General features: G+C 61.0%; 20 protein-coding genes. 19 read left to right on the top strand and 1 reads right to left on the bottom strand.

The features are described 5' to 3' along the window. Positions 1-2,352 (bottom strand): LuxR C-terminal-related transcriptional regulator, encoded by a 2,352-nt coding sequence (locus tag ACIK7D_RS12755; RefSeq protein ID WP_400156483.1) that lies wholly within the window; start codon positions 2,350-2,352, stop codon positions 1-3. Positions 2,353-2,488: 136 nt separating this feature from the next. Between ACIK7D_RS12755 and ACIK7D_RS12760 the strand changes: the two genes are divergently transcribed. From ACIK7D_RS12760 to ACIK7D_RS12850, 19 genes are all read left to right on the top strand, one after another. Beyond that, positions 2,489-3,517 carry an ABC transporter permease gene (locus ACIK7D_RS12760; RefSeq protein WP_142170627.1) on the top strand — a complete coding sequence of 343 codons (1,029 nt, stop codon included), beginning with the start codon at positions 2,489-2,491 and terminating at the stop codon, positions 3,515-3,517. Beyond that, positions 3,517-4,398, top strand: coding sequence for an ABC transporter permease (locus ACIK7D_RS12765; protein WP_020813268.1), 882 nt, complete (start codon positions 3,517-3,519; stop codon positions 4,396-4,398). Before ACIK7D_RS12760 ends, ACIK7D_RS12765 begins: the two co-directional genes overlap by 1 nt. Before the next feature lie 4 nt (positions 4,399-4,402). Beyond that, positions 4,403-6,049 carry a nickel ABC transporter ATP-binding protein NikE gene (gene nikE, locus ACIK7D_RS12770; protein WP_400156484.1) on the top strand — a complete coding sequence of 549 codons (1,647 nt, stop codon included), beginning with the start codon at positions 4,403-4,405 and terminating at the stop codon, positions 6,047-6,049. Between the two features lie 17 nt (positions 6,050-6,066). Continuing rightward, the gene (locus ACIK7D_RS12775) at positions 6,067-7,623 is read left to right on the top strand and encodes a hydantoinase/oxoprolinase N-terminal domain-containing protein (RefSeq protein WP_400156485.1); all 1,557 of its coding nucleotides are present in this window, start codon (positions 6,067-6,069) and stop codon (positions 7,621-7,623) included. Then, entirely contained in the window at positions 7,616-8,749 is a 1,134-nt protein-coding gene (locus ACIK7D_RS12780; RefSeq protein WP_004438394.1) for a DUF917 domain-containing protein, read from the top strand. The genes ACIK7D_RS12775 and ACIK7D_RS12780 overlap by 8 nt, the downstream gene beginning before the upstream one ends. A gap of 43 nt (positions 8,750-8,792) precedes the next feature. Next, entirely contained in the window at positions 8,793-10,388 is a 1,596-nt protein-coding gene (locus tag ACIK7D_RS12785; RefSeq protein WP_174057811.1) for an ABC transporter substrate-binding protein, read from the top strand. A gap of 117 nt (positions 10,389-10,505) precedes the next feature. Then, positions 10,506-11,582, top strand: coding sequence for a DUF917 domain-containing protein (locus ACIK7D_RS12790; RefSeq protein ID WP_400156486.1), 1,077 nt, complete (start codon positions 10,506-10,508; stop codon positions 11,580-11,582). Then, complete coding sequence (locus tag ACIK7D_RS12795; protein ID WP_174057810.1) at positions 11,579-13,117, top strand: hydantoinase/oxoprolinase N-terminal domain-containing protein; 1,539 nt, start codon at positions 11,579-11,581, stop codon at positions 13,115-13,117. Before ACIK7D_RS12790 ends, ACIK7D_RS12795 begins: the two co-directional genes overlap by 4 nt. Before the next feature lie 44 nt (positions 13,118-13,161). Continuing rightward, a complete protein-coding gene (locus ACIK7D_RS12800; protein WP_174057809.1) occupies positions 13,162-14,106 on the top strand; it encodes an isoaspartyl peptidase/L-asparaginase family protein in 945 nt (314 codons plus the stop codon). Between the two features lie 103 nt (positions 14,107-14,209). After that, positions 14,210-15,115 (top strand): LysR family transcriptional regulator, encoded by a 906-nt coding sequence (locus tag ACIK7D_RS12805; protein WP_110757939.1) that lies wholly within the window; start codon positions 14,210-14,212, stop codon positions 15,113-15,115. 180 nt (positions 15,116-15,295) lie between these two features. Beyond that, positions 15,296-16,240, top strand: coding sequence for an ABC transporter permease (locus tag ACIK7D_RS12810; protein WP_003511005.1), 945 nt, complete (start codon positions 15,296-15,298; stop codon positions 16,238-16,240). Then, positions 16,237-17,055 carry an ABC transporter permease gene (locus ACIK7D_RS12815; protein WP_174057808.1) on the top strand — a complete coding sequence of 273 codons (819 nt, stop codon included), beginning with the start codon at positions 16,237-16,239 and terminating at the stop codon, positions 17,053-17,055. Before ACIK7D_RS12810 ends, ACIK7D_RS12815 begins: the two co-directional genes overlap by 4 nt. Continuing rightward, positions 17,052-18,686, top strand: coding sequence for an ABC transporter ATP-binding protein (locus ACIK7D_RS12820; protein ID WP_400156487.1), 1,635 nt, complete (start codon positions 17,052-17,054; stop codon positions 18,684-18,686). The genes ACIK7D_RS12815 and ACIK7D_RS12820 overlap by 4 nt, the downstream gene beginning before the upstream one ends. Before the next feature lie 13 nt (positions 18,687-18,699). Beyond that, entirely contained in the window at positions 18,700-19,536 is an 837-nt protein-coding gene (locus ACIK7D_RS12825) for a serine hydrolase (RefSeq protein ID WP_035221036.1), read from the top strand. A gap of 36 nt (positions 19,537-19,572) precedes the next feature. Next, on the top strand, positions 19,573-21,117 hold the full coding sequence (locus ACIK7D_RS12830; protein WP_162936834.1) for an ABC transporter substrate-binding protein: 1,545 nt from the start codon (positions 19,573-19,575) through the stop codon (positions 21,115-21,117). A gap of 127 nt (positions 21,118-21,244) precedes the next feature. Next, a complete protein-coding gene (locus ACIK7D_RS12835) occupies positions 21,245-22,687 on the top strand; it encodes a M20 family metallopeptidase (RefSeq protein WP_400156488.1) in 1,443 nt (480 codons plus the stop codon). Positions 22,688-22,764: 77 nt separating this feature from the next. Further along, complete coding sequence (locus tag ACIK7D_RS12840; RefSeq protein WP_286170503.1) at positions 22,765-22,896, top strand: hypothetical protein; 132 nt, start codon at positions 22,765-22,767, stop codon at positions 22,894-22,896. Positions 22,897-23,204: 308 nt separating this feature from the next. After that, entirely contained in the window at positions 23,205-24,134 is a 930-nt protein-coding gene (locus ACIK7D_RS12845) for a sugar ABC transporter substrate-binding protein (protein ID WP_003524584.1), read from the top strand. A 239-nt stretch (positions 24,135-24,373) separates the two neighbouring features. After that, the gene (locus ACIK7D_RS12850) at positions 24,374-25,915 is read left to right on the top strand and encodes a sugar ABC transporter ATP-binding protein (RefSeq protein WP_400156489.1); all 1,542 of its coding nucleotides are present in this window, start codon (positions 24,374-24,376) and stop codon (positions 25,913-25,915) included. Position 25,916: the final 1 nt, after the last annotated feature.

Genomic DNA, 25,916 nt, shown 5'->3' on the forward strand with positions numbered 1-25,916 from the left:
TTACAGCCAGCCCAGTGCTTTCGCCGCGCGGATCGCCTCCGCGCGGCGTTTGCAATCCAGCTTGCGGAACAGGTTGCCAAGGTGAAATTTCACCGTCACTTCCGAGATATTGAGCGTCTGGGCGATCTTCTTGTTCGACATGCCGCTGGCCAGCAGTTGCAGCATCTGCGCCTCCCGCTGCGAAAGCCCGCCATGCAGGGCGCGTGCCTGTGGTGAATTCACCGAGGCGGCGAAAATCGACAGCGCGGCGCGGACATCGGAAGAGGTTTCGATGAAACTGCGGATGCGGCGATTGTTCAGAAGCGGCGACAGGAAGACGCGTTCTTCCGACAGGACGCCATTGCAGCCAAGGCGGGTTGCCGATTCAAGAGCGGTGAGGATATGGGCGCGAGCGGCGGCGTTGTCGCGGCGCTGGTGTGCGGCGTAACTCTGCCAGATTCTCAGCGCGACCTTCTCGCGGTTGGTGACCTTTGGATTGGCGATCATCGCGTCAATCTGCCGGGAGAGATAGGCGCGCGGCGTGAAAAGATGCACCGCATCGCGCAGCCATGCCATGACATAGGCGATTTCGTCCCGCCGCGTCAGGCGGGAAAGGTCTTCATGGGCGCTCTCCACCCAGTTGCGGCCCATCGGCATGCGGATTGCCGAAAGCGTCGCGGCGGCATCCGCCCAGCGGTTGGCGTTCTGATAGGCAATGGCCGTCCTGATCTCCATCATCGCATGGAATTGCAGACCTTCCGAAAGATGAATCCACAGACCATCGAGAAAGCCCGGACGAACGGTCATCGGAAAATGGTCGATCAACACCTGCGAGGCGTAAAACAGGGCAAACTGCATCAGGCTCGGCCAGATTTCGGCAGCGGCGAAGTGATCGAATTCGTGCTCGACGAAATGCAGCAGGTCGCGCGGTTTTCCCGCTTCATAGGCAAGGCAGGCTTCCGCCAGCCGCAACATCCGGAACTCCTGCACGGCATCATGCGGCACCTGTTCCAGCCGTGCACGCGCCTCCTGCGCCGCCCGGCGGGCCAGAAGCACATCGCCGCTCATCAACCGCAGCACGATCTGGTGCAGATGGATAAAGAATTCCAGCAGGGGCTGCCCGCCCATCTTGCGCAGATAGATCAGAGCGCGGGCGGCGGCGGCCTCGGCCTCGCGGAAATTGCGGCGGCGGATTTCGAATTCCAGCAGCGCATTGTAATAGGCCGCCCATTTGCCGTGGTCGTCCATGGGGTAGTCGGCCATGAACTCGGCGAGACGGGTTATCACCGCGTCATTGGGCGTCAGGTCCTCGGCAATCATCAGGTTCAGCCGGAAGGTGCGGGCCGCGAAGGAAAACCGCGAGCCACGGGCAAGCACCTTCAGCGGATCGAGATAATCCGACCCGAGGCTTTTGCCGAGCAAATGACGCACGCGCTGCAATTCACCCTGTTTCAGCAGCGCGCGAGTGACGGCAAATAGCACGGTCTCATTCGCTGTAATCATATCCTGCGAAAACCGCATGATGATTTCGCGAAAGCGGTCGACGCTGCTCCTGTAGATCAGCTCACGGCCATCGGCGCGCTCGAGAATTTGCGCGGCATGGGTCTCGTAACCGCGGTCCAGCAGCATGGCCATGGCGGCCAGCGAACGTCCTGCCTTTTCGAACGCCGAAGCGACCTCCACTACGGCGCTGCCGGCCTGCAATGTGGCGAGGCGTTCTTTTGCTGCAACCGTCAGAAGCCGTATCAGCGTGTGGTGATTATCTGGTTTTCCCGTCAGAAAGGGCGGCAGAAGCTTGCTCCAGTCCGCATCTGGATCTGCGGAGGGATTTTCGAGCCAGAAGGACAGTTCGACCGTCTGGGCAGGGGAAAGATGCGGCAGATAGCTTTCCCGCAAATAGTCGGCACATAACGTTTCGTCCGGCAGACGCGCCAGCGACAGGAAGGCCGGCCATCCCGCATAATCCTCGAGTGCCAGATGCTTCTGTTCAGGCGGAAGGCCATCCGCCTCATCCGGCCTGAAGGCCAGTTCGTCCGATCCTATGGTGAGCGAACCGCGATGCAGGATGTGCCGCGCCATGCCGCTGATCCGCTGGTCCGGCCGGCAGGCGATGACGACGAAACGCACGGATTCCAGGATAGGGGCGGGCATGCGTACTGCCCGTGCAAAGACCGGAACGTCCCACAGCAGGCAGCCATTTGCCGCGTCGTCGCCCTGCGGCTGGTGCGTGCGGCATATCTGCGTTCCCAGTTCTTCTGCGAGCATCTCCAGCAGCACGCTTTTTCCGGCACCCGCCGGCGCGCGCAGAAATACCACGCCCGCGGTTTCGCTGGCGATGCGGTGGCAGAGGCGGGGACGGGGCAGGAGTGTCATCGGGAAAGGGATAGAATATCCAGATTTAAAAACCTATACTCATTCTTTAAAAAACTATACCTTTCGGCAATTGTTCAAACCGCCATCTGGTGAAAACTTGTGCTCACGCAACCGATGCACAAGGAACGTTCCACCGATGCAGCAACATCCGCTGGTCGCGATTTTGAACAGGCTCGGCACCTTCGTGCTGGTCATGATCGCCCTGTCCATCATGATTTTCGTGCTCGCTCGCGTGGTGCCGGGCGATCCCGCCCGCATGGCGCTCGGTCCTGCGGCAACGCAGGAGCAGGTGGATGCGCTGCGCGGGGAGATGGGCCTCGACAAGCCGCTGGCCGTCCAATATCTCGACTATATCGGCAATGCCCTGCACGGCGATCTCGGTTTTTCGCTGGTGTCGCAGCGCCCCGTCACCACCGATCTGGCGCAGACCGTTCCGGCCACCGTCGAGCTGGTGCTGGTGTCGGTCATCTTCATGTTCGCCATCGCCATCCCGCTTGGCGTCATCACCGCGCATTACCGCGACCGGCCGCTGGACCATATCGGTCGCATCCTGTCGCTCACCGGGGTCACGATCCCGAGCTTTCTTTTCGCCATCACGCTGCAATTGCTGGCCGCCCGCTTTCTCTCCGGCTGGCCGATCATCGGCAGGCTCGATCACTCGCTCGGCTGGCAGGGCGGCCCCACGGGCTTCATCCTGATCGACGGCACGCTGGCCGGACGGTTCGATGTGGTGCTGGATGCGCTGAAGCATCTCGCGTTGCCGGCCTTTGCGCTTTCCATGGCCGGCATCGGCCAGATCACCCGCATCACGCGCTCCTCGATGATTGAAAACCAGCGCAAGGACCATGTGCTGACCCTGCAGAGCTTCGGCGTGCCGGAGCGGGTCATCATCTTCCGTTACCTGCTGAAGCTCTCTTCCATCGCGCCGCTGACGATCATGGGTCTCGAATTCGCGTCGCTGATCGGCAATGCCTTCGTGATCGAGATGGTCTTCGCCTGGGGCGGTTTCGCTTCCTACGGATTGAACGCCATCCTGCAGAAAGACCTCAATGCCGTCACTGCCGTGGTGCTGGTGGCCGGCCTGTTCTTCATCGTTGCGAACCTGATCGTGGATGTCCTGATCTCGATCATCGACCCGCGCCTGCGCCGCAAGGAGGCTCGCTGATGGCTGATATGAAAATGCTCGAACCCACCGATCGCGGTTTAAGCGCCGGTTACATGATGTGGTATCGCTTCAGCCGCAATCCGGCAGCGGTCATCGGTTCGCTGATCCTCCTGTCGGTGCTGGTGCTGGCGGTCTTCGCGCCATGGCTCACGCCCTATCCGAAACATATCGGCGCCGTCGTCGATTTCCGCGCCCGCCATATGCCGCCGGATCTGGAGCACTGGTTCGGCACCGACAAGGCCGGGCGCGATATCTTTTCCCGCACCATTTTCGGGCTGCGGGTCTCGCTCCTTCTCGTCATCGGCGTGCTCGGTATTTCGGTTCCCGTCGGCACAGTGCTTGGCCTCATCGCCGGTTATTTCGGCGGCTGGACCGAAAAACTCATCAGCGGCCTGACGAACGTGATGCTGGCCATGCCGCCGCTCGTCATGGCGCTGGCGGTCTCCAACCTTCTGGAGCCGACGCTGATGAACGCCATGATCGCGATAACACTGCTGTGGTGGACCTGGCATGCGCGGTTGATCTATTCGGTGTCGAAGTCCATTGCGTCCGAAGACTACATCGAGGCCGCACGTCTTGCCGGTGCAGGCCCATTGCACATCCTCTTCCGCGAAATCCTGCCCAATTGCGTCTCGGTCATATCGGTCAAGACGACGCTCGATGCCGCCTTCGTCATCCTGTTCGGCGCGACGCTGAGCTTCCTCGGTTTCGGCGTCAAGCCGCCGACCCCTGATCTTGGATCGATGGTCGCCGACGGGCGCCAGTTCATGCCGGATTTCTGGTGGGAAGTGCTCTGCCCCGGTGCGGCCGTGCTTTACGTGACGCTGGGTTTCAACCTGCTGGGCGACGGCCTGCGCGACATGTTCGACGTGGAAAGCTAAGGCCATGACTGAACCGCTTCTCAAGGTCGAAAACCTCAACGTCACCTTCACCAATTACGGCCGCACCCGACAGGTGCTGCGCGATGTCGCCTTCACGGTTGCCGCCGGCGAGCGCGTGGCGCTGATCGGCGAAACCGGATCGGGCAAATCGGTCACGGCCAAGACGATTATCGGCACCCTGCCGAAGAATGCCGCGATCACCTCCGGCGCCATCATCATCGATGGCCGCGACGTGCTTGCCCTGCCGCGCAGAGAACGTGAGGCGCTGAAGGGAACGGCGTTTTCACTGATCATGCAGGACCCGCTATCGTCCTTCAATCCGGTCTTCAAAATCGGCACCCATCTCGATGATGTCATGCGCTTTGCCGACAAACGCGATGGTATCAACTCGTCCAAGGCGGAGCGCCGCAACCGCATCTCTGCCGTTTTGCGCCGCGTGCAGCTTGCCGATACCGAGCGGGTGATGAATGCCTATCCGTCCGAGCTTTCGGGCGGCATGCGCCAGCGTGTGCTGATCGGGCTTGCCCTGCTGCATCAGCCGAAGCTCCTGATCGCCGATGAGCCGGGTACTGCGCTCGACGTGACGACGCAGGATGAAATCCTCAACCTCATCAACCAGCTGGTTGCCGAAGAAAACATGGCGCTGCTGATGATCACCCACAATCTCGGCGTCGTGCGCAAGGTGGCGGACCGGGTCGTGGTCATGCATCACGGCGATATCGTTGAAACCGGCCCTTGCACGCAAATCCTGCATTCTCCCGCTGCGGATTACACGCGTTCGCTTCTGGATGCGGTGCCGCCGCTCTATGGCTCGCGTGTCACCGATCTCGCGCAAAGCACGCGCGCTCCGATCATCACCATCGAAGGCCTGAACAAGATTTACGGCAGGCGCAACGGTTATCACGCGGTGCGCGACGTGAACCTGACGCTGAAGCAGGGCGAGGTTTTTGGCCTTGCGGGTGAATCCGGCTCCGGCAAGACCTCGGTTGCGCGCATGATCATGGGCCTTTCGCGCCCCACCTCCGGCAATCTCGTCATTGACGCCCCGACGCCTGAGCGCGGCAAGCGGCTGACGCAGATCGTCTATCAAAATCCGGGTACTTCGCTCAATCCGAAGCGTACCGTCAGGCAGACGCTTTCATTACCGTTGAAATCCATCGGCATGGATGGGCAGGCGCGGGAAAGCCGGATGCAGGAACTGATGGGGCTGGTGCGGCTGCCACAATCCTATCTCGGCAAATATCCGCACGAGCTTTCCGGCGGCCAGAAGCAGCGTGTGGCGATTGCCCGTGCGCTGGCTGCGGAGCCGAAAATCCTCATCCTTGATGAGCCGACGGCAGCACTTGATGTCTCCGTGCAGAAGACGGTGATCGACCTTCTGCTGCAGCTGCGCGAGGAGCTTGGCCTCACCTATCTGATGATCTCGCACGACCTGTCGCTGATGCGCAATTTCTGCTCGCGCATCGCCATCATGCTGCGCGGCGAGATTGTCGAGGAGGGTGTGACGTCGGCGGTCTTCGCCGAGCCGGCCCATCCCTATACCCGCGCCCTGATCGCGGCCATCCCCGTCGTCACCGACGAGGAAGAACGTCTCAAACCCACCGTGACCGAGGAAGAGCGCATGCGCTTCCTCGTAAAAACGACCGATTGATGAAAGAGGAGCCTGACGTGTATCGCGTTGGAATTGACGTCGGCGGCACGAATACCGATGCCGTTGTGTTGCAGGATAAAACCGTTCTGGCGGGGGTGAAGGCCTCCACGACAGAGGATGTGACATCCGGTGTCATCGAAGCCCTTGAAAAGGTCATCGAGGCTTCGGGTATCGACAGGGCGCGCATCGGTGCCGTGATGATCGGCACCACGCATTTCACCAATGCGGTGATCGAGCGTCGGCATATGGACGAGGTGGCCGCGATCCGTCTCGGCCTGCCTTCCGGTGCCGGTCTGCCGCCCATGGTAGACTGGCCGGATGATCTCAAGGAAATCGTCGGCAACCATGGTTATCAGGTGCGGGGCGGTTACGAATTCGACGGCCGCGAAATTTCGCCGCTCGATGAGGACGAGATCGTCCGCATCGCCGCCGATATCCGCGCCAAGGGCCTGAAGGCCGCCGCCGTCACCTGCGTTTTCAGCGGCATCAATGATGCGATGGAGCTGCGGGCGAAGGAAATCCTTCAGGAGCGCTGCCCCGGCCTGCCGGTGGTGATGTCCAAGGATATTGGCCGTCACGGTCTGCTTGCGCGTGAAAGTGCGGCGATCATGAATGCCAGCCTGCTGTCGCTTGCCGACCGCACCGTTGCGGCTTTCGGCGAGGCGCTGAAGGCGGCGGGCATCACCTGCCCGTTTTATATCACCCAGAACGACGGCACGCTGATGGCGGCGGATGTGGTGCGCGGTTTCCCCGTGCTCACCTTCGCGTCCGGCCCGACGAATTCCATGCGCGGTGCGGCCTTTCTCACCGGCCTCAAGGATGCCGTGGTCGTGGATGTCGGCGGCACCACCTCCGATGTGGGCTCGCTGTCGCACGGCTTCCCGCGTCAGGCCTCGACCACGGTGGATATTGGCGGTGTGCGCACCAATTTCCGCATGCCCGACGTTTTCTCCATCGGTCTCGGCGGTGGTTCGCTGGTGGTCAATGGCGATCATGGCCTGACCGTCGGACCGAAGTCCGTCGGTTACCGGGTTCGCCGCGATGCACTCTGCTTTGGTGGTTCGACCCTGACGGCGACCGATATCGCCGTTGCCTCCGGCAAGGCCGATGTGGGCGAGAAGGCGCTGGTTTCCAGCCTCGACAAAAAGCTCGTGAATGCGGCAGTCGACAAGATCAACGACATGCTTGAGGCCTGCGTGGAGCGCAGCCGTATCTCGTCGTCGCCGGTGCCGGTGATCGCCGTTGGCGGCGGTTCCATCCTGATGCCGGATCGTATCGGTGATCTGGACGTCATCCGCCCGGAGAATTTCGCGGTGGCCAATGCCGTTGGCGCGGCCATTGCGCAGATCAGCGGGGAGACCGACCGGGTCTTTTCGCTGGTGGACGGACGCACGCGCGAGAGCGCGCTGGCCGAGGCGGAAGCGGAGGCACGCGAAAAGGCGATTGCCGCCGGAGCGATTGCCGAAACGCTGGAAGTCATTGAGCGCGAGGACATGCCGCTTGCCTATCTGCCCGGCAATGCCACCCGCATTCATGTGAAAGTTGTTGGAGAAATGGGAGCCAATCATGGCTGAGACACGCAAGCTGAAATATGACGAAGCGGCATTGCGGACGCTGACCCGTGAAGATCTCGACGCGCTGGAAATCGGTGCCGGCATTCTCGGCACGGGCGGCGGCGGCAATCCCTATCTTGGCAAGCTTCTGGCGCTGGAAGCCATGAAGGCCGGTTACGAGATGAAGATACTCGCAACCGACGCCATCGAGCCGGACGCGCTCTGCATGTCGATCGGCGGCATCGGCGCGCCTGTTGTTGGCGTCGAGCGTATTCGCGAAGGGCGCGAGGGCCTGCGTTGCCTGCGGGCGATGGAGGAGCTGATCCGCACGCCTGTCGACGCCATCGTCTGCGAGGAAATCGGCGGTTCCAATTCCATGAACCCGCTGGTCACTGCGGCACTGGGCGGCCTGCCGATCCTCGATTGCGACGGCATGGGCCGGGCATTCCCGGAAATGCAGATGACGACCTTCTCCATCTATGGCCACAGTTCCACGCCATCGGTGATGTGCGATCTGCACGGCAATGCCGTCATCTTCAGCCATGCCGTTTCCGAAGTCTGGCACGAGCGCATGGCGCGCGCCTGTGTCGTCTCGCAGGGCGGTGGCGCAATGCTCGCGACCGCGCCGATGCAGGCGCATTACGTGCATCAGTATGGCATTCCGAAAACCTACACCAAGGCGATCGCCATCGGCGAGGCGGTAATCCGCGCCCGCAAGCAGCAGGAAGACCCGATTGCCGCGGTCTGCGCGCTGGAAGGCGGGCGGCGCATCTTCAACGGCAAGATCACCGATCTGAAGCGCCATCTGCGCGGCGGCTTCGCGGTTGGCGATCTCACGCTCTCCGGCTTCGACGATTGCGCCGGCCAGACGGCTGGCGTCGCCATCCAGAACGAATTCCTGCTGTTTTCCCGTGACGGCAAGGTGGAGGTGACGGTGCCCGACCTGATCGTCCTGCTCGATGTCGACACCGGTTATCCGATCACCACCGAAGTGCTGCGCTACGGCCAGCGTGTGGCCGTCATCGCCATCCCCTGCCATGACCTGCTGCGCAGCGCCCGCGCGCTTGAGGTCGTCGGGCCGGCGGCATTCGGTTACCCGGACATTCCTTTCTCACCGCTGCCCGTTCCGGTCAGCAAGGCTGCCTAACCATAAGCGGGGCCAATGACCCGCAATAAAGAGGAGAACGATAATGAAAATGCCTGTACTTTCTTCCCGTCTCGCCGCGCTGGCGCTCGGCACGGCGCTCGTGCTGCCGTTTGTTTCTTCCGCAGCCCTTGCGGAAGACAAGGTGTCGGTCGCGGTCAACACCATGCAGATATTCAGCTCGCTCGACCCGGCGAAGGTGACTGATTACACCGGCTATATGGCCATCGTGAACATGTATGACGGCCTGACCACGGTGAACGCCAAGGGCGAAATCGTGCCGCATCTGGCGAAATCCTGGGATATTTCGCAAGATGGCCTGACCTACACCTTCCACCTGCGCGACGATGCGAAGTTTCAGGATGGTACGGCGGTGAAGGCTGCCGATCTTGCCTGGTCGATCCAGCGCCTGCTCGGCATCAACAAGGGCCCGTCGAACCTCATCGTCGGCGTTCTGAAGCCCGAAAACGTCACCGCGCCTGACGATGCCACGCTGGTCATGAAGATCGAGCGCCAGTTCTCGCCCTTCATGGCGGCGACGCCCTTGATGATGGCGATGAACAGGACGCTGATCGAAGCCAATGCCAAGCCGGAAGACAAGTGGGGCGAGGCCTATGTCGGCGAACATTCCGCCGGCTCCGGCCCCTACAAGCTCGTCAGCTACAACCGTTCCGCCGACATGGTCATTGCCCGCAATGCCGATTATTTCCTCGGCTGGACCAAGGGCAAGCCGATCGACGAAGTGCGCTTCGTGCAGACCAGCGACGACGCCACCGTCAAGGCGCTGGCGGAAAAGGGTGAACTCGGCCTTTCCTCGCACGGGCTTGGCAACGACACCTATGAATCCATCGGCCGCATGAAGGGTTACAAGCTGATCCAGACTCGCACCGCCGGCGGTTTCGTCATCAAGCTCAATACCAAGGTCTATCCCACCGACGACGTGCACGTTCGCCGCGCCATCGCCTATGCGACGGATTACAAGACGATCCAGGAAGTGATCTATCCGGGCTTCGATATGAAGGGACCGCTCTCAGACGCGTTCAAGGATGCGCATAATGGCGATATCCAGCCCGGCGTCTACGATCTGGATAAAGCCAAGGAAGAACTGGCGAAGTCGAAATATGCCGGCCAGAAGATCACGCTGGTTAACAGCTATGTCGCGTCGCTGGCCTTCGAGGCCGAAGTGGCGCTGCTTCTGCAATCCAGCCTCGAGCAGATCGGCATCACGCTCGATATCAAGCCGGAGCCGTGGAACCGCATCGTCGAGCTGTCCTCCAAGCCCGAAACCACGCCGGCATCGACGCAGGTGAACATCTCTCCGACCTATCCGTCGCCGGACGCGATGTTCTACAACCAGTATCATTCCAAGGCTTCCGGCACCTGGATGTCGATGGAATGGTTGCAGAACGCGGAAATCGACGGCCTGATCGACAAGGTCCGCGCGACCACCGATGTGAACGAGCAGAACGCCACCTACAAGGAACTGCAGACGAAGATCGCCGATCTTCAGCCGGACGTCTGGGCCGTTGCGCCGAACCGCCGTTATGCGGCGAACAAGTGCCTTCAGGGTTACGAGTTCATTCCCATGCAGAGCTGGGACCTGAACTTCTCCAATTTCCATTGGGACTGCAAGGCGGAGTGATCTCCGCCTCATGAAAGCCGGCCCCGCCACAATGGCGGGGTTGGCCAGACTTGGAACTTCAAAGGGAAGGAGCATCGCTTGCGGCCGGAAAGGCTGCGGCATGCCCGAGGATGACGCATGATCCAGGAATTTTCCGAAGACGATATCGAACCTCTGGCCACCGGCGCCTGGATTCTGGGAACGGGGGGCGGCGGCAATCCCTATATCTCGACGCTCAACCTGCGGCGTCTTTATGCCGAGGGCAGGCGGGTGAAGGTCATGGATCCCATGGCGCTCGCCGATGACGATATGGTCGCCGTCGTCTCCAAGATGGGTGCGCCGCTTGTCGGTCAGGAGCGGCTGGGGGATCCTGTCCATCTCGCCCGTGCCGTCGAGGTGATGGAGGATTATCTCGGCAAGCCGTTCCGGGCGATCATGAGCGTTGAAATCGGCGGTTCCAATGCGCTGTCGTCCTTCCTCGCCGCCGCTGTGCTCGACCGGCCGGTCGTTAATGCCGATGCCATGGGACGCGCCTATCCCGAGGCGCAGATGACATCCTTTGCAATCGGCAACCTGCCGATGTTTCCGCTGTCGCTGGTCGATGTGCGCGACAATGAGGTGATCGTGACGCGCGCGGCATCGTGGAAATGGATGGAGCGCATCTCGCGCAAGGTCTGCACCGAAGTCGGCTCCACCGCCGCCACCTGCAAGGCGCCGCGCACCGGCAGGGAAGTGAAGGAATGGGGTATTCACTACACCGTCACCAAGGCGACCGAACTTGGGCGCGCGGTGATGGAGGCGCGTGCGCGCCACGACGATCCGGTTCAGGCAGTTCTTAACCACGAGGGCGGCAAGCAGCTGTTCCGTGGCAAGGTGGTGGATGTGGCGCGTGAGACCACCGGTGGTTTCCTGCGCGGCAGCACGACCATTGAAGGTATCGATGCCGACCGGGGTTCGCGCATGGAACTGGCCTTCCAGAACGAATGGGCGGTCGCCTTCCGCGATGGCCAGCCGGTGGCCATGACGCCCGACCTGCTTTGCCTTCTCGACACTGTCTCGGGCGGCGCCATCGGTACGGAATCGGTGCGTTACGGCCAGCGTGTCACGGTTGTCGCCTTGCCGGCGCCGGAGCTTTTGACGACACCTGCCGGCATCGCCGCCGTTGGCCCGCGCGCCTTCGGTTATGACACTGACTTCAGATCGGTATTCCCATGAAACGCATCGGTATTGACGTTGGCGGCACCAATACGGATGCCGTTCTGATCGATGGAGACACCATCGTCGCTTCCATCAAGGTCCCGACCACGCAGGATGTCCTGTCCGGCGTAAAGGCGGCGCTTGCCCATGTGGCAGGCCATGTCGGCGCGGCGGACCGGCCGATTGATGCGGTGATGATCGGCACGACCCATTTCACCAATGCGGTGGTGGAGCGCGCCCGGCTGGAACGGGTCGCGGCCATCCGCATCGCATTGCCAACAGGTTCTTCACTGCCGCCGATGTGCGATTGGCCGAAGGATCTTCGCGAGGCCGTTGATCCGCTGATCTTCATGGTCCACGGCGGCCATGAATATGACGGCAGTCCGCTGGTGCCCATGGTTCCCGATGAAATTCGCGAAGCGGCGATGAAAATCCGCGATGCGGGTATCACTTCCATCGCCATTTCCGCGACCTTCTCACCGCTGACGACGGAGTGCGAGGTGAGGGCGGCGGAAATCGTCCGCTCTGTGATCCCTGATGCACGCATCACGCTCTCCCATACGCTTGGCCGCATCGGGCTGCTCGAGCGAGAAAATGTCGCCCTCCTGAATGCAGCGCTGCAAACGCTCGGCAAGACAACGGTTCAGGCATTTTCGGATGCGCTGCGTGAAGCGGGCGTAAGGGCACCGTTCTATCTGACCCAGAATGACGGCACCGTGGCGCTCGCGGATGTGGCCGCCGCCAACCCCGTGCACAGTTTCGCTTCCGGCCCGACCAATTCGATGCGCGGTGCGGCCTTCCTCACCGGGCTTTCCGATGCGATGGTGGTGGATGTCGGCGGCACCACCTCCGATATCGGCTGCCTTGTCGGCGGTTTTCCACGCGAGGCAAACAATATCGTCCATATTGGCGGGGTACGCACGCTCTTCCGTATGCCCGATCTCCTGCCGATTGCGCTCGGCGGCGGCACCATCGTCGACCCTGAAACAGGCAAGATCGGTCCGCGCTCGGTCGGTTACCGCATTCTGACGGAAGCCCGGGTTTTCGGCGGCGAGACGCTGACGACATCGGATATCGCCGTTGCCGCCGGCCTGATCGAGATGGGTGACCGCGACCGTGTGAAAGACCTCGATCCGGCTTTCGTGCAGGCCTCGCTTCAACGCATCCGCGACATGGTGGCCGACAGTTTCGACCAGATGAAAACCTCGGCCGAAGACGTGCCGCTGGTTGCCGTCGGCGGCGGGGCGTTCCTGATCCCCGAGACAGTTCCGGGTGCGTCGGAAGTGCTGCGTGTGGAAAATGCCGGCGTTGCCAATGCGCTGGGCGCGGCGATGGCGCAGGTTTCCGGCGAGGTCGATCAGGTCTTTTCCGGACTGAGCCGGGACGAGGCCCTTGCGAAAGCCGAGATCGAGGCGCGGAACGCAGCCGTTGCTTCCGGCGCGGAGCGGGCGAGCCTCAAGACGCTTGAGGTGGAGGATATCCCGATCGCCTATCTGCCGGGCGGCGCTCGCAGGGTGCGCGTACGGGTCATCGGCGATATCGCCTTTCATTGATGGTAAGAGGCCCTGCCGGAGTAGGATGACGAGGGAGTGAGCACATGACGAAGATCGCACTGGCCATTCATGGTGGTTGCGGCGTGATGCCGGAAGACAGCATGACGTCAGAGGAGTGGGCTGCTGCGCGCGACGATCTGGCGGCGGCACTGCGCGCCGGTTATGGCGTGCTGAAGGCTGGCGGAACCGCGCTTGAGGCGGTCGAGGCGGCGGTCGTCGTCATGGAGGACAGCCCGCATTTTAATGCCGGGCATGGTGCCGCACTCAACGAAAACGGCATTCACGAACTCGATGCATCCATCATGGACGGTGCCACATTGGCGGCGGGCGCGATCAGCGCGTCCCGTGCCATCCGCAACCCGGTGAAGGCGGCGCGTGCGCTGATGGTCGATGAACGTGCCGTCTATCTGACGGGTGAGGCGGCGGACCGCTTTGCCAGGGAAAAGGGGCTAGCCACCGAGCCTCAATCCTACTTCACCACGCAAAAGCGCGTGGAGGCACTGTCGGCGATGAAGCGTCATGCCGCCACAGGTACGGAAGCGACTGAAAACGAAAAGCACGGGACCGTCGGCGCAGTGGCGCTCGATGCGGCGGGGCATCTTGCTGCGGCCACCTCGACCGGCGGTTACACCAACAAGCCGGACGGCCGGGTGGGAGACAGCCCGGTGATCGGCGCCGGCACCTATGCGCGGGATGGCGCCTGTGCAGTTTCCGGGACCGGCAAGGGCGAGTTTTTCATCCGTTATGTCGTCGGCCACGAGATCGCGTCCCGCGTTGCCTATCTTGGGCAGGATCTGGAGACCGCCGCCGGCAATCTCGTGCACAAGGATCTGGTCCCCTACAATATCGGTGCCGGGCTAGTGGCGATCGATGCCGGAGGTGGCATTGCCGCACCCTATAACACGCCCGGCATGTTCCGTGGCTGGGTGACGCCATCGGGCGAGGCACGCGTGGCCACCCATGACACGGTCTATGAGGTGAAATTGTAGGTCGCTGTCGCGGGTAGGATAAAAAACCGGTGACAGGAAGCGCTATCGGCGGCAAAAGGGTTGAACCGTTACCGGCTCGTTTTTCATTCATGGTGCTGGCCTCATGAACATCAAGCAGCTCGAAGTCCTGCGCACGCTTCTTTCCACCGGCTCGACCATTGCCACGGCCAAGGCCATGGGTCTCAGCCAGTCCGGTGTCAGCCGGCTTCTGGCGCAGCTCGAATCGGATCTGTCGCTGACACTGTTTGCCCGTGACAAGGGGCGGCTCATTCCGACGCCGGAGGCCGCACTTCTTGCCCGTGATGCCGAAAACGTGCTGCTTGCCGTCGATCGGATGTCCGGCCACGCCGAGGATTTGCGCAATGGTGCCGCCGGCCCGGAAATCGTCCGCATCGGCCTGCCGAGCAGCATGTGGGAAAATTTCGCGCCCGCCATGCTGATCGACTATGTCCGGGATTTTCCCGGCGTGCGTATCGAAACCTTCTTCGAGACGACCACCGCCATCAACAAGCTGGTGGGCGAACGGGTAATCGATCTGGGTTTCCTGCGGATGGAAGGCGAGATCGGGCCGGGCATCGATGTCGAACGTGTTGCGACCGGCAAAAGCGTCTGCGTGGTCCGGGAGGATCATCCGCTGGCTGAACTCACCGAAATCACCGTCAAGGATCTGCGCAATGTTCCGCTCATCCTGATCGGCCGGCAGCGGCCGAACCGCATGGCGCTCGATCAGGTGTTCAAGAAGGCCGGCGTCAAGCCGATGGTGAAGATCGAGACCCATACCAACAGTTCCGCCTGCGCCTATGTGGCGCACGGGTTGGGGGTAACGATCATCAGCAGTTTTTATGCTAACCTCTACCGGCACCTTCCCGTTGTCGCCCGGCCATTCGTCCCGCAGGCCACGCAGGAATTCGGTCTTGCCCGCGCTTCCGGTGCACCCTTGTCCATCGCGGCGCAGGCGCTGAGCGATGCCCTGAAGCGGGAAATCCAGCTTTCGCAAAAAATCGACTGAAAACGTGATTTTGGGCGGAAAATCTCATTGTCCTCATCAGGAAGAAACACGCCGCCATTCTGCATAGACATATGACATTTACGCATAATATTGCGTGATATTTCCCAATCCGTCATAGTCACCAGCAACGAAACCGATAGAGGCGGGATGTCATTCCCGGCCATCAATCGTGGGGAACCGATGATAAGATTCATACTGAGCCGTCTTTTGATGGCGCTGCCGACGATCGCATTCGTGTCGATCACGGTCTTTGCGCTCATCCGCTTCATTCCGGGTGATCCGGCTGCCCTGATGCTGGGCGACATGGCGCAACCGGAACAGATCGAAGCCATGAGGACCGAACTCGGCCTAGACAAGTCCATGCCGCAACAATTCGTCATCTGGGCCGGCAATGTGGTGCAGGGCGATTTCGGCCGCTCCATCGTTAATGACGAAGCGGTGTTGCCGCTGGTCGTCTCGCGCTTTCTCGTCAGTGCCGAGATCGTTGTGGTCGCCGTACTGCTCGCCAGCCTGATTGCGGTTCCGGCAGGCGTGATTGCCGCCTGGAAACAGAACAGCCTGACCGATCTTGCGCTGGTGGGAACGGCAACCCTGCTCCTCTCCATCCCGACATTCTGGCTGGGCCTGCTGCTTCTGCTGTTTTTCGGCCTCAAGCTCGGCTGGCTGCCGGTACTGGGATATGTGTCGATCAGCGATAATCTCGTCGGCGGCATGCTTTATCTCGTCCTGCCCGTCATGACGCTGGTGATCCACGAAATGGGCGTTCTGATCCGCATGGCGCGCGCCTCGACACTGGAAGTGCTGCGGCTGGATTACATCACCCACGCCCGTGCCAAGGGCCTCTCGGAAAGTGCTGTCCTCTGGCGGCACGCCTTCAAGAACGCCTTCGGCCCGACCTGGACGATGATAGGCCTCATCCTTGGCAATCTCCTCGGCGGCATCGCCGTCATCGAGACGGTGTTCACCATTCCCGGCCTCGGACGGCTGATGGTCGACAGTATTTTTGCCCGCGACTATCCGGTCATACAGGGCTGCCTGCTGTTCGTTTCGCTGTCCTATGTGCTGGTCAACCTGTTCGTCGACCTTCTTTATCCCCTCTTCGATCCGCGTGTGGTTGCCGAATGAAAAAGTTCACACTTAACGGGCTTGTCGGCGGCTTTCTCATCGCCCTCCTGCTCATCACCGCCGCAACCGGTCTGTTCTGGACCCCCTATGATCCGATGAAGCTCGGCTTTGCCTCGCGTTTGGCCGGCCCAAGCGCCAGCCATCTTCTCGGCACCGACGAATTCGGGCGCGATGTTTTGAGCCGCCTGATGGTTGGCGCGCGCGCCAGCGTCTGGATCGGCTTCCTGACGGTCAGCTTCGCGACGATCTTCGGCACGCTGATCGGCCTTGTCAGCGGTTATGCGCGCGGCTGGGTGGATGGCGTCATCATGGCCATCAACAATGCGCTCTTGGCCTTTCCGGGCATTCTGCTGGCGCTCGGCCTGCTCGCGGTTTTCGGCGCAAACCAGTATGGCATCATCTTCGCACTCGGCATCGCCTATACGCCATCCATGGCCCGCGTGGTGCGCGGTGCCGTGCTTTCTCTGCGCGAGCGGGAATTCATCGAGGCGTCGCTGGTGATGGGCAATGGCGAGATCTACACCATGTTCCGCCACATCCTGCCCAATTGCATCGCGCCGATCACGGTTCTTGCCACCTCCATGTTCGGCTGGGCCATCCTGTCGGAAAGCGCGCTCTCCTTCCTCGGCCTCGGCGTGCCGCCGCCGGCGCCCACCTGGGGCAACATGCTGGCCGCCGGCCGTCCCTTCATCCAGCAGGCCGTTTGGCTCGGGCTTTTCCCCGGTCTCTGCATCGCGCTGACGCTGCTTGGCATCAATCTTCTGGGCGATGCCCTTCGCGACAGGCTTGACCCGCGCATGAGAGGTCTCAAATGACAGACAATACACTTCTCACTGTTCGCGGCCTTTCGCTCGAAGTCGCCAGAACCGGCCACCGGGTGGTCAAGGATGTCTCATTCGATATTGCTGCGGGCGAAATCTTCGGCATCGTCGGCGAAAGCGGCTCGGGCAAGACGCTCGCCACCCGCGCGCTCATCTCGCTTCTGCCGCCGGCCATCGCCGTCACCGGCGGGTCGATCATCTACAAGGGGCAGGACGTCATGTCCCTGCCGGTGAAGGAGCTTCGGCGTCTGCGCGGCGCGGAGATCGGCGTCGTGTTTCAGGAGCCGATGACCTCGCTCAACCCATCGATGACGATAGGCCGGCAACTGGAGGAAGGGCTGATCCTTCATACGAAGCTGTCGCCTGAAGAGCGCCGCGAGAAAATTCTCGATATGCTGCGGCGGGTGGGCATCCGCGATCCCGAAGGCGCGTTGACGGCCTATCCGCATGAGTTTTCCGGCGGCATGCGCCAGCGCATCATGCTGGCCTCGGTCATGCTGTTGAAACCCGCTTTGCTGATTGCCGATGAGCCGACGACGGCGCTGGACGCGGTCATCCAGCGCGATGTCATGGAACTGATGGTGGAACTGACGCGAGCGGAAGGCACTGCCGTTCTTCTCATCAGCCACGATCTGCCGATGGTGGCGCGTTATACCAGCCGTATCGTGGTGATGGAAAAAGGCGCAATTGTCGAACAGGGCCGTACCGAGGACCTGCTGGATGCGCCGCAGCACCCCTATACGAAGAAACTGCTTTCCTCCCTGCCGTTCCGCGGCGAGCCGCGCAGTATCGACACCTCCAAGGCGCCAATGGTTTCGGCCCGCGATATCGTCGTCGATTATGCCGGCCGCAAATCGCTGCTGAAGAAAGCCAAACCGAAGCGGGCGCTGCATGGCGTCAGCATCGATATTCATGAGGGCGAGGTCGTGGCGCTCGTCGGCGGTTCCGGTTCCGGCAAGACGACGCTTGGCCGCACCATTGCCGGGCTTGTGCAGGAAAGCGAAGGGCATATCCGCTTTCAGGGCCGCGAGCGCAACGAGGACTGGAAGGATTATCGCCTGAATTGCCAGATGGTGTTTCAGGATCCCTATTCCTCGCTCGATCCGCGCATGACCATTCAGGCGCTGGTGGAGGAGGCATTGCGCCTCGTGCCTGACCTCGACCAGGCCGCCAAGCGCAAGCGGGCGCTGGAAACACTGGAGGAAGTGGGGCTCGGCGCCGATTTTGCCGCCCGCTATCCGCATGAGCTTTCCGGTGGCCAGCGCCAGCGCGTGGCGATTGCCCGCGCCATTGCCCGCCGTCCGCGGTTCCTGATCGCCGACGAACCGGTCTCGGCACTCGACGTGACGGTGCGGGCGCAGGTGCTCGATCTCTTTTCCGATCTGCAGAAACGTTACGGTTTTTCCTGCCTGTTCATCAGCCACGATCTTGGCGTGGTGGAGCAGGTGGCCGACCGTGTCGTCGTCATGCAGGACGGTCGCATCATCGAAGAGGGTGACCGCGACACGATTTTCGACAGTCCGAGGGAGGCCTATACGCGCCGGCTGCTCTCGGCCATTCCCGCCCTCGACCAGAATGAAAAGGGCGGCGTGACACTGAAATGGCGTCTGGAAGATGAAGTTTAACAGGAAGATGACAATGACTGTGGCTGCCCAATTAAATGCGATCTGTGATGCACAGCCTTTCGTGACGCGCTTCATGGTGCGCAATCTCCTGACCGGTGAAGAGATCGGCCGGGGAGAAAACGAGGAGACGCCATCGGGCAGCACCCGCAAGACGTCGATCATGATGGCCGTGCTCAAGGCCGCCAGCGAAGGGCGGATCGATCTCGACCAGCCCGTCACCTATGAAAAACGGCTGGCGGAAGAGGTTGCGAGCGGCATGTTCCGTTATATGACGCCGGGCATCGTCATTTCGCTACGCGATGCCGTCGCCGGCATGATGGTGCTGAGCGACAATGTCTGCACCAAGATGGTGCTGGAACGGCTGACGCTGGAAGAGGTGGACGGCTATTGCAAGTCGCTCGGCATGGCCAATACCCACCACCGTTTCCTCATCCCGCCGCTGGCGCTGGCGGCCGACCATCCGTTGAAGACAGTTACGACCACCTCGGCGGCGGATCAGGTGCTTCTGCTGCAGACCATTCTCGATGCGCAATCTTCGCCGGAGGCGCAGGCAAAGCTCGGTTGCAGCCCGCAATTGTGCGAGTGGGCCATGCAGACGCTGAAGAACCAGATTCTGCGGTATGGAATTCGCTCCCGCCTGCCTTTCGAGGCCGTGGTGGCCAGCAAGAGTGGCCGCGGCAAGCGTGGGCGCATGGATGCCGGCATCGTCTACAGAAACGGCGCGCCGTCCTTCATCATCACCACCTATACCGATGAGGTTCCGCAAACCATGCCTGACGGCACGCCGGGATACACCATCGCGCTTGAGACGATCGGCCGGCTGGCACAGGCCTGCTGGGACGGTTTTTAATCAATTACAATCAACGATAACAAAGAGGGTAGAACAGTGAAAAAACTTCTTCTCGCAGGCGTTGCCCTGCTGGTAACGGCCAACATCGCGGCGGCCCGCGACATCACCATCGCGCAGAGCTCGGATCTGCGCAGCAACAATCCCGGCGTGAACCGCGACGGCAATACGGACGGGGTTATCCTGCACATCGTCGAAGGCCTCGTCGGTTATAACAATGCCGGAGAGGTGAAGCCGCTTCTCGCCGAAAGCGTCGAGGTTGCGGCTGACGGCCTGACCTATACGTTCAAGCTGCGCAAGGACGTGAAATTCCACAATGGCAAGCCGCTCACCGCAGAGGATGTTGCCTGGAACTGGACACGTTATCTGAAGCCGGAAACCAAATGGACCTGCCTCAACGATTTCGCGGAAGGCGGGGCAGCGCACGTCACCGGCGTCAAGGCCACGGATGCATCCACGGTCGAGATCACGCTTGAAAAACCCTCCGCCGTTTTCCTCGGCCTGATGTCGCGGCCGGAATGCGGTTATACCGGTATGATCTCACCGGAATCGGTTGCTGCCGATGGCAGCTTCGTCAAGCCGATCGGCACCGGTCCGTTCCAGTGGGACGAGTGGAAGAAAGGCGAATATATCCGCCTCGCCAAATTTGCCGATTATGTTTCGCCGGCAAATGACGGTAAGCCTGATGGCATGGTTGGCTCCAAGCGGCCGCTGGCCGACGGCATCAAATTCATGGTCATTCCAGATGCTTCGACGGTGAAGGCGGGCCTTGAATCCGGCGTGCTCGATACGGCCGAGATTTCTCCCGATCTCATTCCGGAATTCAAGACCAATGACAAGATGCAGCTCATCGTTGCCCGCAACAACGGCAAGAACCTGTTCTACATCCAGACCCGCGACAAGGTTCTGAGCAATCCAGGCGTGCGCCGCGCCATGGCGATGGCGCTCGATCTCGATGAACTGGTTGCCGCCGCATCGAACGGCACGGGTGAAGCCAACGGTTCGATGGTCTCGCAGGACTCGGTCTATTTCGACGAGACCCAGAAAAAGCGCCCGGCCTATGACATCGAGGCCGCGAAGAAGGAACTCGAGGCCGCCGGTTACAAGGGCGAGCCGATCTCCATCATCGCCAACAAGCGTGGCAACGTGCCGAGCTTCCCGGCCGCCGTCATGGCGCAGGCCATGATGCAGCAGGCGGGTCTCAACGTGCAGATCGAGGTGCTGGATTATGCCACGCAAGTCGATCGCCGTCGCTCCGGCAATTATCAGGTGATCTCGCAGTCGGTCGCCCCGCGTCTCGACCCGGCGCTGATGTATGCCTTCTATGTCGGCAACAAGGACAAGAACGCCTCGCTGATGTGGGACGATCCGAAGGCGATAGAGCTGATGAAGGCGGCCTATGTCGAGGCCGACCAGACGAAGCGCCAGAAGATTTTCGACGAGTTCCATGAACTGATGCTGAAGGAAATGCCGGGCATCTTCCTCTACGACATGGTCGATGTCTGGGGTGCCACGAAGAAGCTCAAGGGCCAGCCGGTCTGGCAGTCGAACGCCCGCCTCTGGGAAGTCTCGGTCGACAACTGATCCACTGTTGCCCGCGCCGGAGGCGGACCCCGGCGCGGGCTTTCCATTATAGGGTGCAAGGATTTGGCGGTGCATCCGCCGAAGCGCTTGCGCGTGCCCGTAAAGGGCGGAAATGCGAGGACAAGCCATGAACCGTGATGCCGTGATGTCGATTGCCGCCGAAGTCGAGGCCATGAAGCCCGACTTCACCACCTTGAGCGACAGCATCTGGGATTTTGCCGAGCTTAAATTCGAAGAACGGCAATCCGCTGGCGTTTTGGCCGCCGCGCTTGAGGAAAACGGCTTTGCGGTTCGCCGCGGCGTGGCAGGCATGGAAACGGCGTTCATCGGCGAATTTGGCAGCGGCAAGCCAGTCATTGCCTTCCTCGGCGAATTCGATGCGCTTGCCGGCATGAGCCAAGTGGCCGATGTGGCGCAGGTGCAGCCGCGCGAGGCGGACGCCACTGGCCATGGCTGCGGCCATAACCTCCTCGGCGTCGGCTCGCTGATGGGGGCCATCGCGCTTGCCCGGCATCTGAAAGCCAATAATCTGCCTGGCACCGTGCGTTATTACGGTTGCCCCGGTGAGGAGGGCGGTTCCGGCAAGACCTTCATGGTGCGCGCTGGCCTGTTTGATGATGTCGACGCGGCGCTGACCTGGCATCCGGCCCCGTTCAACGGCGTGCGTTCCACCAATAATCTTGCCGTGCTGGAATATTTCTACCGTTTCAAGGGTGTTGCGGCCCATGCCTCCAACGCCGCCCATCTCGGCCGCTCGGCGCTTGATGCCGTCGAACTCATGAATGTCGGCGTCAATTTCCTGCGCGAACACATGCCGCAGGATTGCCGGGTGCATTATGCGATCACCGATACCGGCGGCAAGGCGGCGAATGTTGTGCAGGCCAAGGCCGAAGTGCTTTACCTGATCCGCGCCCCGGAAATGCGCCAGGCGCTCGATCTTGCTGCACGGGTGGACAAGGTGGCGCGCGGCGCGGCGATGATGACCGAGACCGAGGTTGAGATCGTCTTCGATACCGCCTCCACCAATCTTCTGCCTAACATCACGCTGGAAACGGCGATGCATGAAAACATGGTGGCGCTCGGCCCCATCGCCTTCGACGAAGCGGATATTGTTTTCGCAAAGAGCATTCAGGATACTTTCACCGACGAGGCGATCAAAAGCAGCATTCGGCTCTACCAGATAAAGGGCGATGTTTTTTCCAACCGGAAGATCGATGGTTCGACGCCCCTGCATCTCGGCCTACGTGATTTCGAGGGCCAGTCGCATTTTCGGGCGGGTTCCACCGATGTCGGCGACGTCAGCTGGGTGACGCCAACCGCACAGTGCTGGACGCCAGCCTGGGCGATCGGAACCAATCCGCATACCTGGCAGGTGGTGGCGCAGGGCAAAAGCCCCGCCGCGCACAAGGCCATGGCGCATGCCGCCAAAGCACTTGCATCGACCGGCGTTGCGCTTATGACCTCGCCGGAACTGCTCGCCAATGCCAAAAGGGAATGGCAGGAAAAGACCGAGGGCAGCAAATATGTCTGCCCGATTCCCGCCGATGTCATGCCCGGTTCTCATCGATAGAACGTGGCGCACCAACACGCCCATTCTGCTGAACCCGTTCCCTATTGCGTATTTTCGCCGGTGGAATGGTTCCTCACATGGGCGCGGTAAGCGAAAAGATGTGGCCCGCCGATGGCCTTGCCAATGGCAGGGTCTGCGGGTCCGGCATTGGAAACGGACCTTCCGCCATATTCTTCGTGATCCTCGGTTTCGACCCCGAGGATCCATGATTTCAACGGTTTATCGATCCTCGCCGGATGGGTGGGGGCAACGTTGAAAAAGCTTCGGCGCGGTTCCCGGCAATCCGCCCCGGAACTCCTTCCTCCTGAAATCCTCCCTAATCACCGCCTTGTGTGCGGCTTCACCGCCCTGCCGCGAAGAAAGCATTGACGTTCGGACCAAAAATGGAATAAATATATCGAACAGTCGGAAAATCGGTTTCATTATTCCGTTTTCTGGTTGTGAGGAGGTAGCGGCGGGCTTTCGGGTTCGCCTCCGGCTGGGAGAGGTGGCGCCGGACACCGAGGAGGAGAAAACAATGAAGAAATTTATCATCGGCGCAGCCATGTCTGTGCTTCTGGGCACGGCGGCGCATGCGGAGACCGTAGGCGTCTCGATGGCGCTGTTCGACGACAACTTCCTGACCGTGCTGCGCAACGGCATGCAGGATTATTCCAAGGAACTGAAGGGCGTGACCCTGCAGGTCGAGGACGCCCAGAACGACGTTGCCAAGCAGCAGAGCCAGATTCAGAATTTCATCGCGTCCAAGGTCGATGCGATCATCGTCAACCCGGTTGATACGGATGCGACGGCGGCCATGTCGAAGCTCGCCGCCGACGCCAAGATTCCGCTGGTTTATGTCAACCGCCAGCCTGTGAACGTCGATAGCCTGCCGGACGGCCAGGCATTCGTCGCCTCCGACGAGACGGTTGCCGGCACGCTTGAAGCGAAAGAAGTTTGCCGCCTTCTCGGTGGCAAGGGCAATGCGGTCATCATGATGGGTGAGCTTTCCAACCAGGCGGCACGCATGCGCACGCAGTCTGCCAAGGACGTTCTGAAGACCGACGAATGCAAGGGCATTTCGGTTGTTGAAGAGCAGACCGCGAACTGGCAGCGCACGCAGGGTTCCGACCTCGTGACCAACTGGCTTTCCAGCGGTATCGAATTCAATGCCGTCATCGCCAACAACGATGAAATGGCGATTGGCGCGATCCAGGCCCTGAAGGCCGCAGGCAAGGACATGAAAAGCTATGTCGTCGCCGGCGTTGACGCCACGCAGGACGCCCTTGCCGCGATGCAGGCGGGCGATCTGGATGTGACGGTGTTCCAGGATGCGGCAGGGCAGGGCAAGGGCGCTCTCGATGCTGCGCTGAAGCTCGTCAAGGGCGACAAGGTGGAGAAGAAGGTCTACATTCCTTTCCAGCTCGTCACGCCTGAAAACGTCAAGGACTACGTGGCCAAGAACTAACGGCCGCCTTCCGGCATCTGCGCCCGTTCAGATTGATATTGGAGGCAGATGCCGGTTTCCGACGGCGCCGAAGACAAGCTTCGGTGCGCGAGCGAATTAAGATTGAATTTCAGTGAATTCAAAGTGTTGCAGCGCCTTTCATGTCGTGGTCGACATGGCGCTGCAAGCCTCCCCGGAGGCAAGGTGCGCCGTCTGGCAAAGCCTGTTTCCGGTCATTTTTGTCTATTGTGGAGGATGAGATGGTCGTCAGTCCATCGACAATGGCCGCCGTGCGCGCCAGCGGAGCCGTGCCGAATGCGGAGTATCTTCTCGCGGCGGAAGGCATACGCAAGGAATTTCCCGGCGTCGTGGCGCTTGATGATGTGCAGTTCAAGCTGAAGCGCGGCACCGTGCATGCGCTGATGGGCGAGAACGGCGCCGGAAAATCGACGCTGATGAAGATCCTGGCCGGCATCTACCAGCCGGACAGTGGCGAAATTCGCTTGAAAGGCGCCGACATACGTCTCGATTCCCCGCTCGATGCGCTGGAAAACGGCATTGCCATGATCCATCAGGAACTGAACCTGATGGCCTATATGACCGTGGCGGAAAACATCTGGATACGCCGCGAGCCGAAGAACCGGCTGGGCCTCATCGACCATGGCGAAATGTATCGCCGCACCGAAACGCTGCTGGAAAGGCTCGGCATCGATCTCGACCCGGAAACCCGCGTCGGCGAGCTTTCGGTGGCAAGTCGCCAGATGGTCGAGATCGCCAAGGCGGTTTCCTATGATTCTGACGTTCTCATCATGGATGAGCCGACATCTGCGCTGACGGAGCGCGAGGTCGAGCATCTCTTCCGTATCATCCGCGATCTTCGGGAACGCGGTATCGGTATTGTCTACATCACCCACAAGATGAACGAGCTGTTCGAGATAGCCGATGAATTTTCGGTTTTTCGCGACGGCAAATATATCGGCACCCACGCCTCGACCGATGTGACACGTGACGACATCATCCGCATGATGGTGGGTCGTGAAATCACCCAGATGTTCCCAAAGGAAGAGGTTCCGATCGGCGATGTGGTGCTTTCGGTCAAGAATCTCACGCTCGACGGCGTTTTCCATGACATTTCCTTCGAGGTGCGCGCCGGTGAAATTCTCGGCGTTGCGGGCCTCGTCGGATCGGGCCGCTCCAATGTGGCGGAGACGGTGTTCGGTGTAACGCCCGCATCCTCGGGCACGATTGCAATCGACGGCAAGCCGGTATCGATCGACAGTCCGACGAAGGCCATCAGTCACCGCATGGCGTTCCTGACGGAGGATCGCAAGGATACGGGATGCCTGCTGATCCTGAACATTCTGGAGAACATGCAGATCGCCGTCCTGCAGGACAAATATGTCGCCAATGGCTTCGTGCAGGAAAATGCGCTGTCGGATGCCTGCGAGGAGATGTGCCGCAAGCTCCGGGTCAAGACGCCGCATCTTTACGAGCGCATCGAGAACCTGTCTGGCGGCAATCAGCAAAAGGTGCTGATCGGCCGCTGGATGCTGACCAGGCCGCGTATTCTCATTCTGGATGAGCCGACACGCGGCATCGATGTCGGGGCCAAGGCGGAAATTCACAAGCTGGTTTGCGAGATGGCGCGCCAGGGCGTCGCCGTCATCATGATTTCCTCCGAAATGCCGGAGGTTCTGGGTATGAGCGACCGTGTCATGGTCATGCATGAAGGTCGGGTGACGGGCTTCCTTGATAGAAGTGAAGCCACGCAGGTTAAAGTGATGGATCTCGCATCGCGGTGAG

It is taken from the genome of Agrobacterium sp. P15N1-A (genome assembly GCF_044626815.1).
Lineage (GTDB): Bacteria > Pseudomonadota > Alphaproteobacteria > Rhizobiales > Rhizobiaceae > Agrobacterium > Agrobacterium leguminum.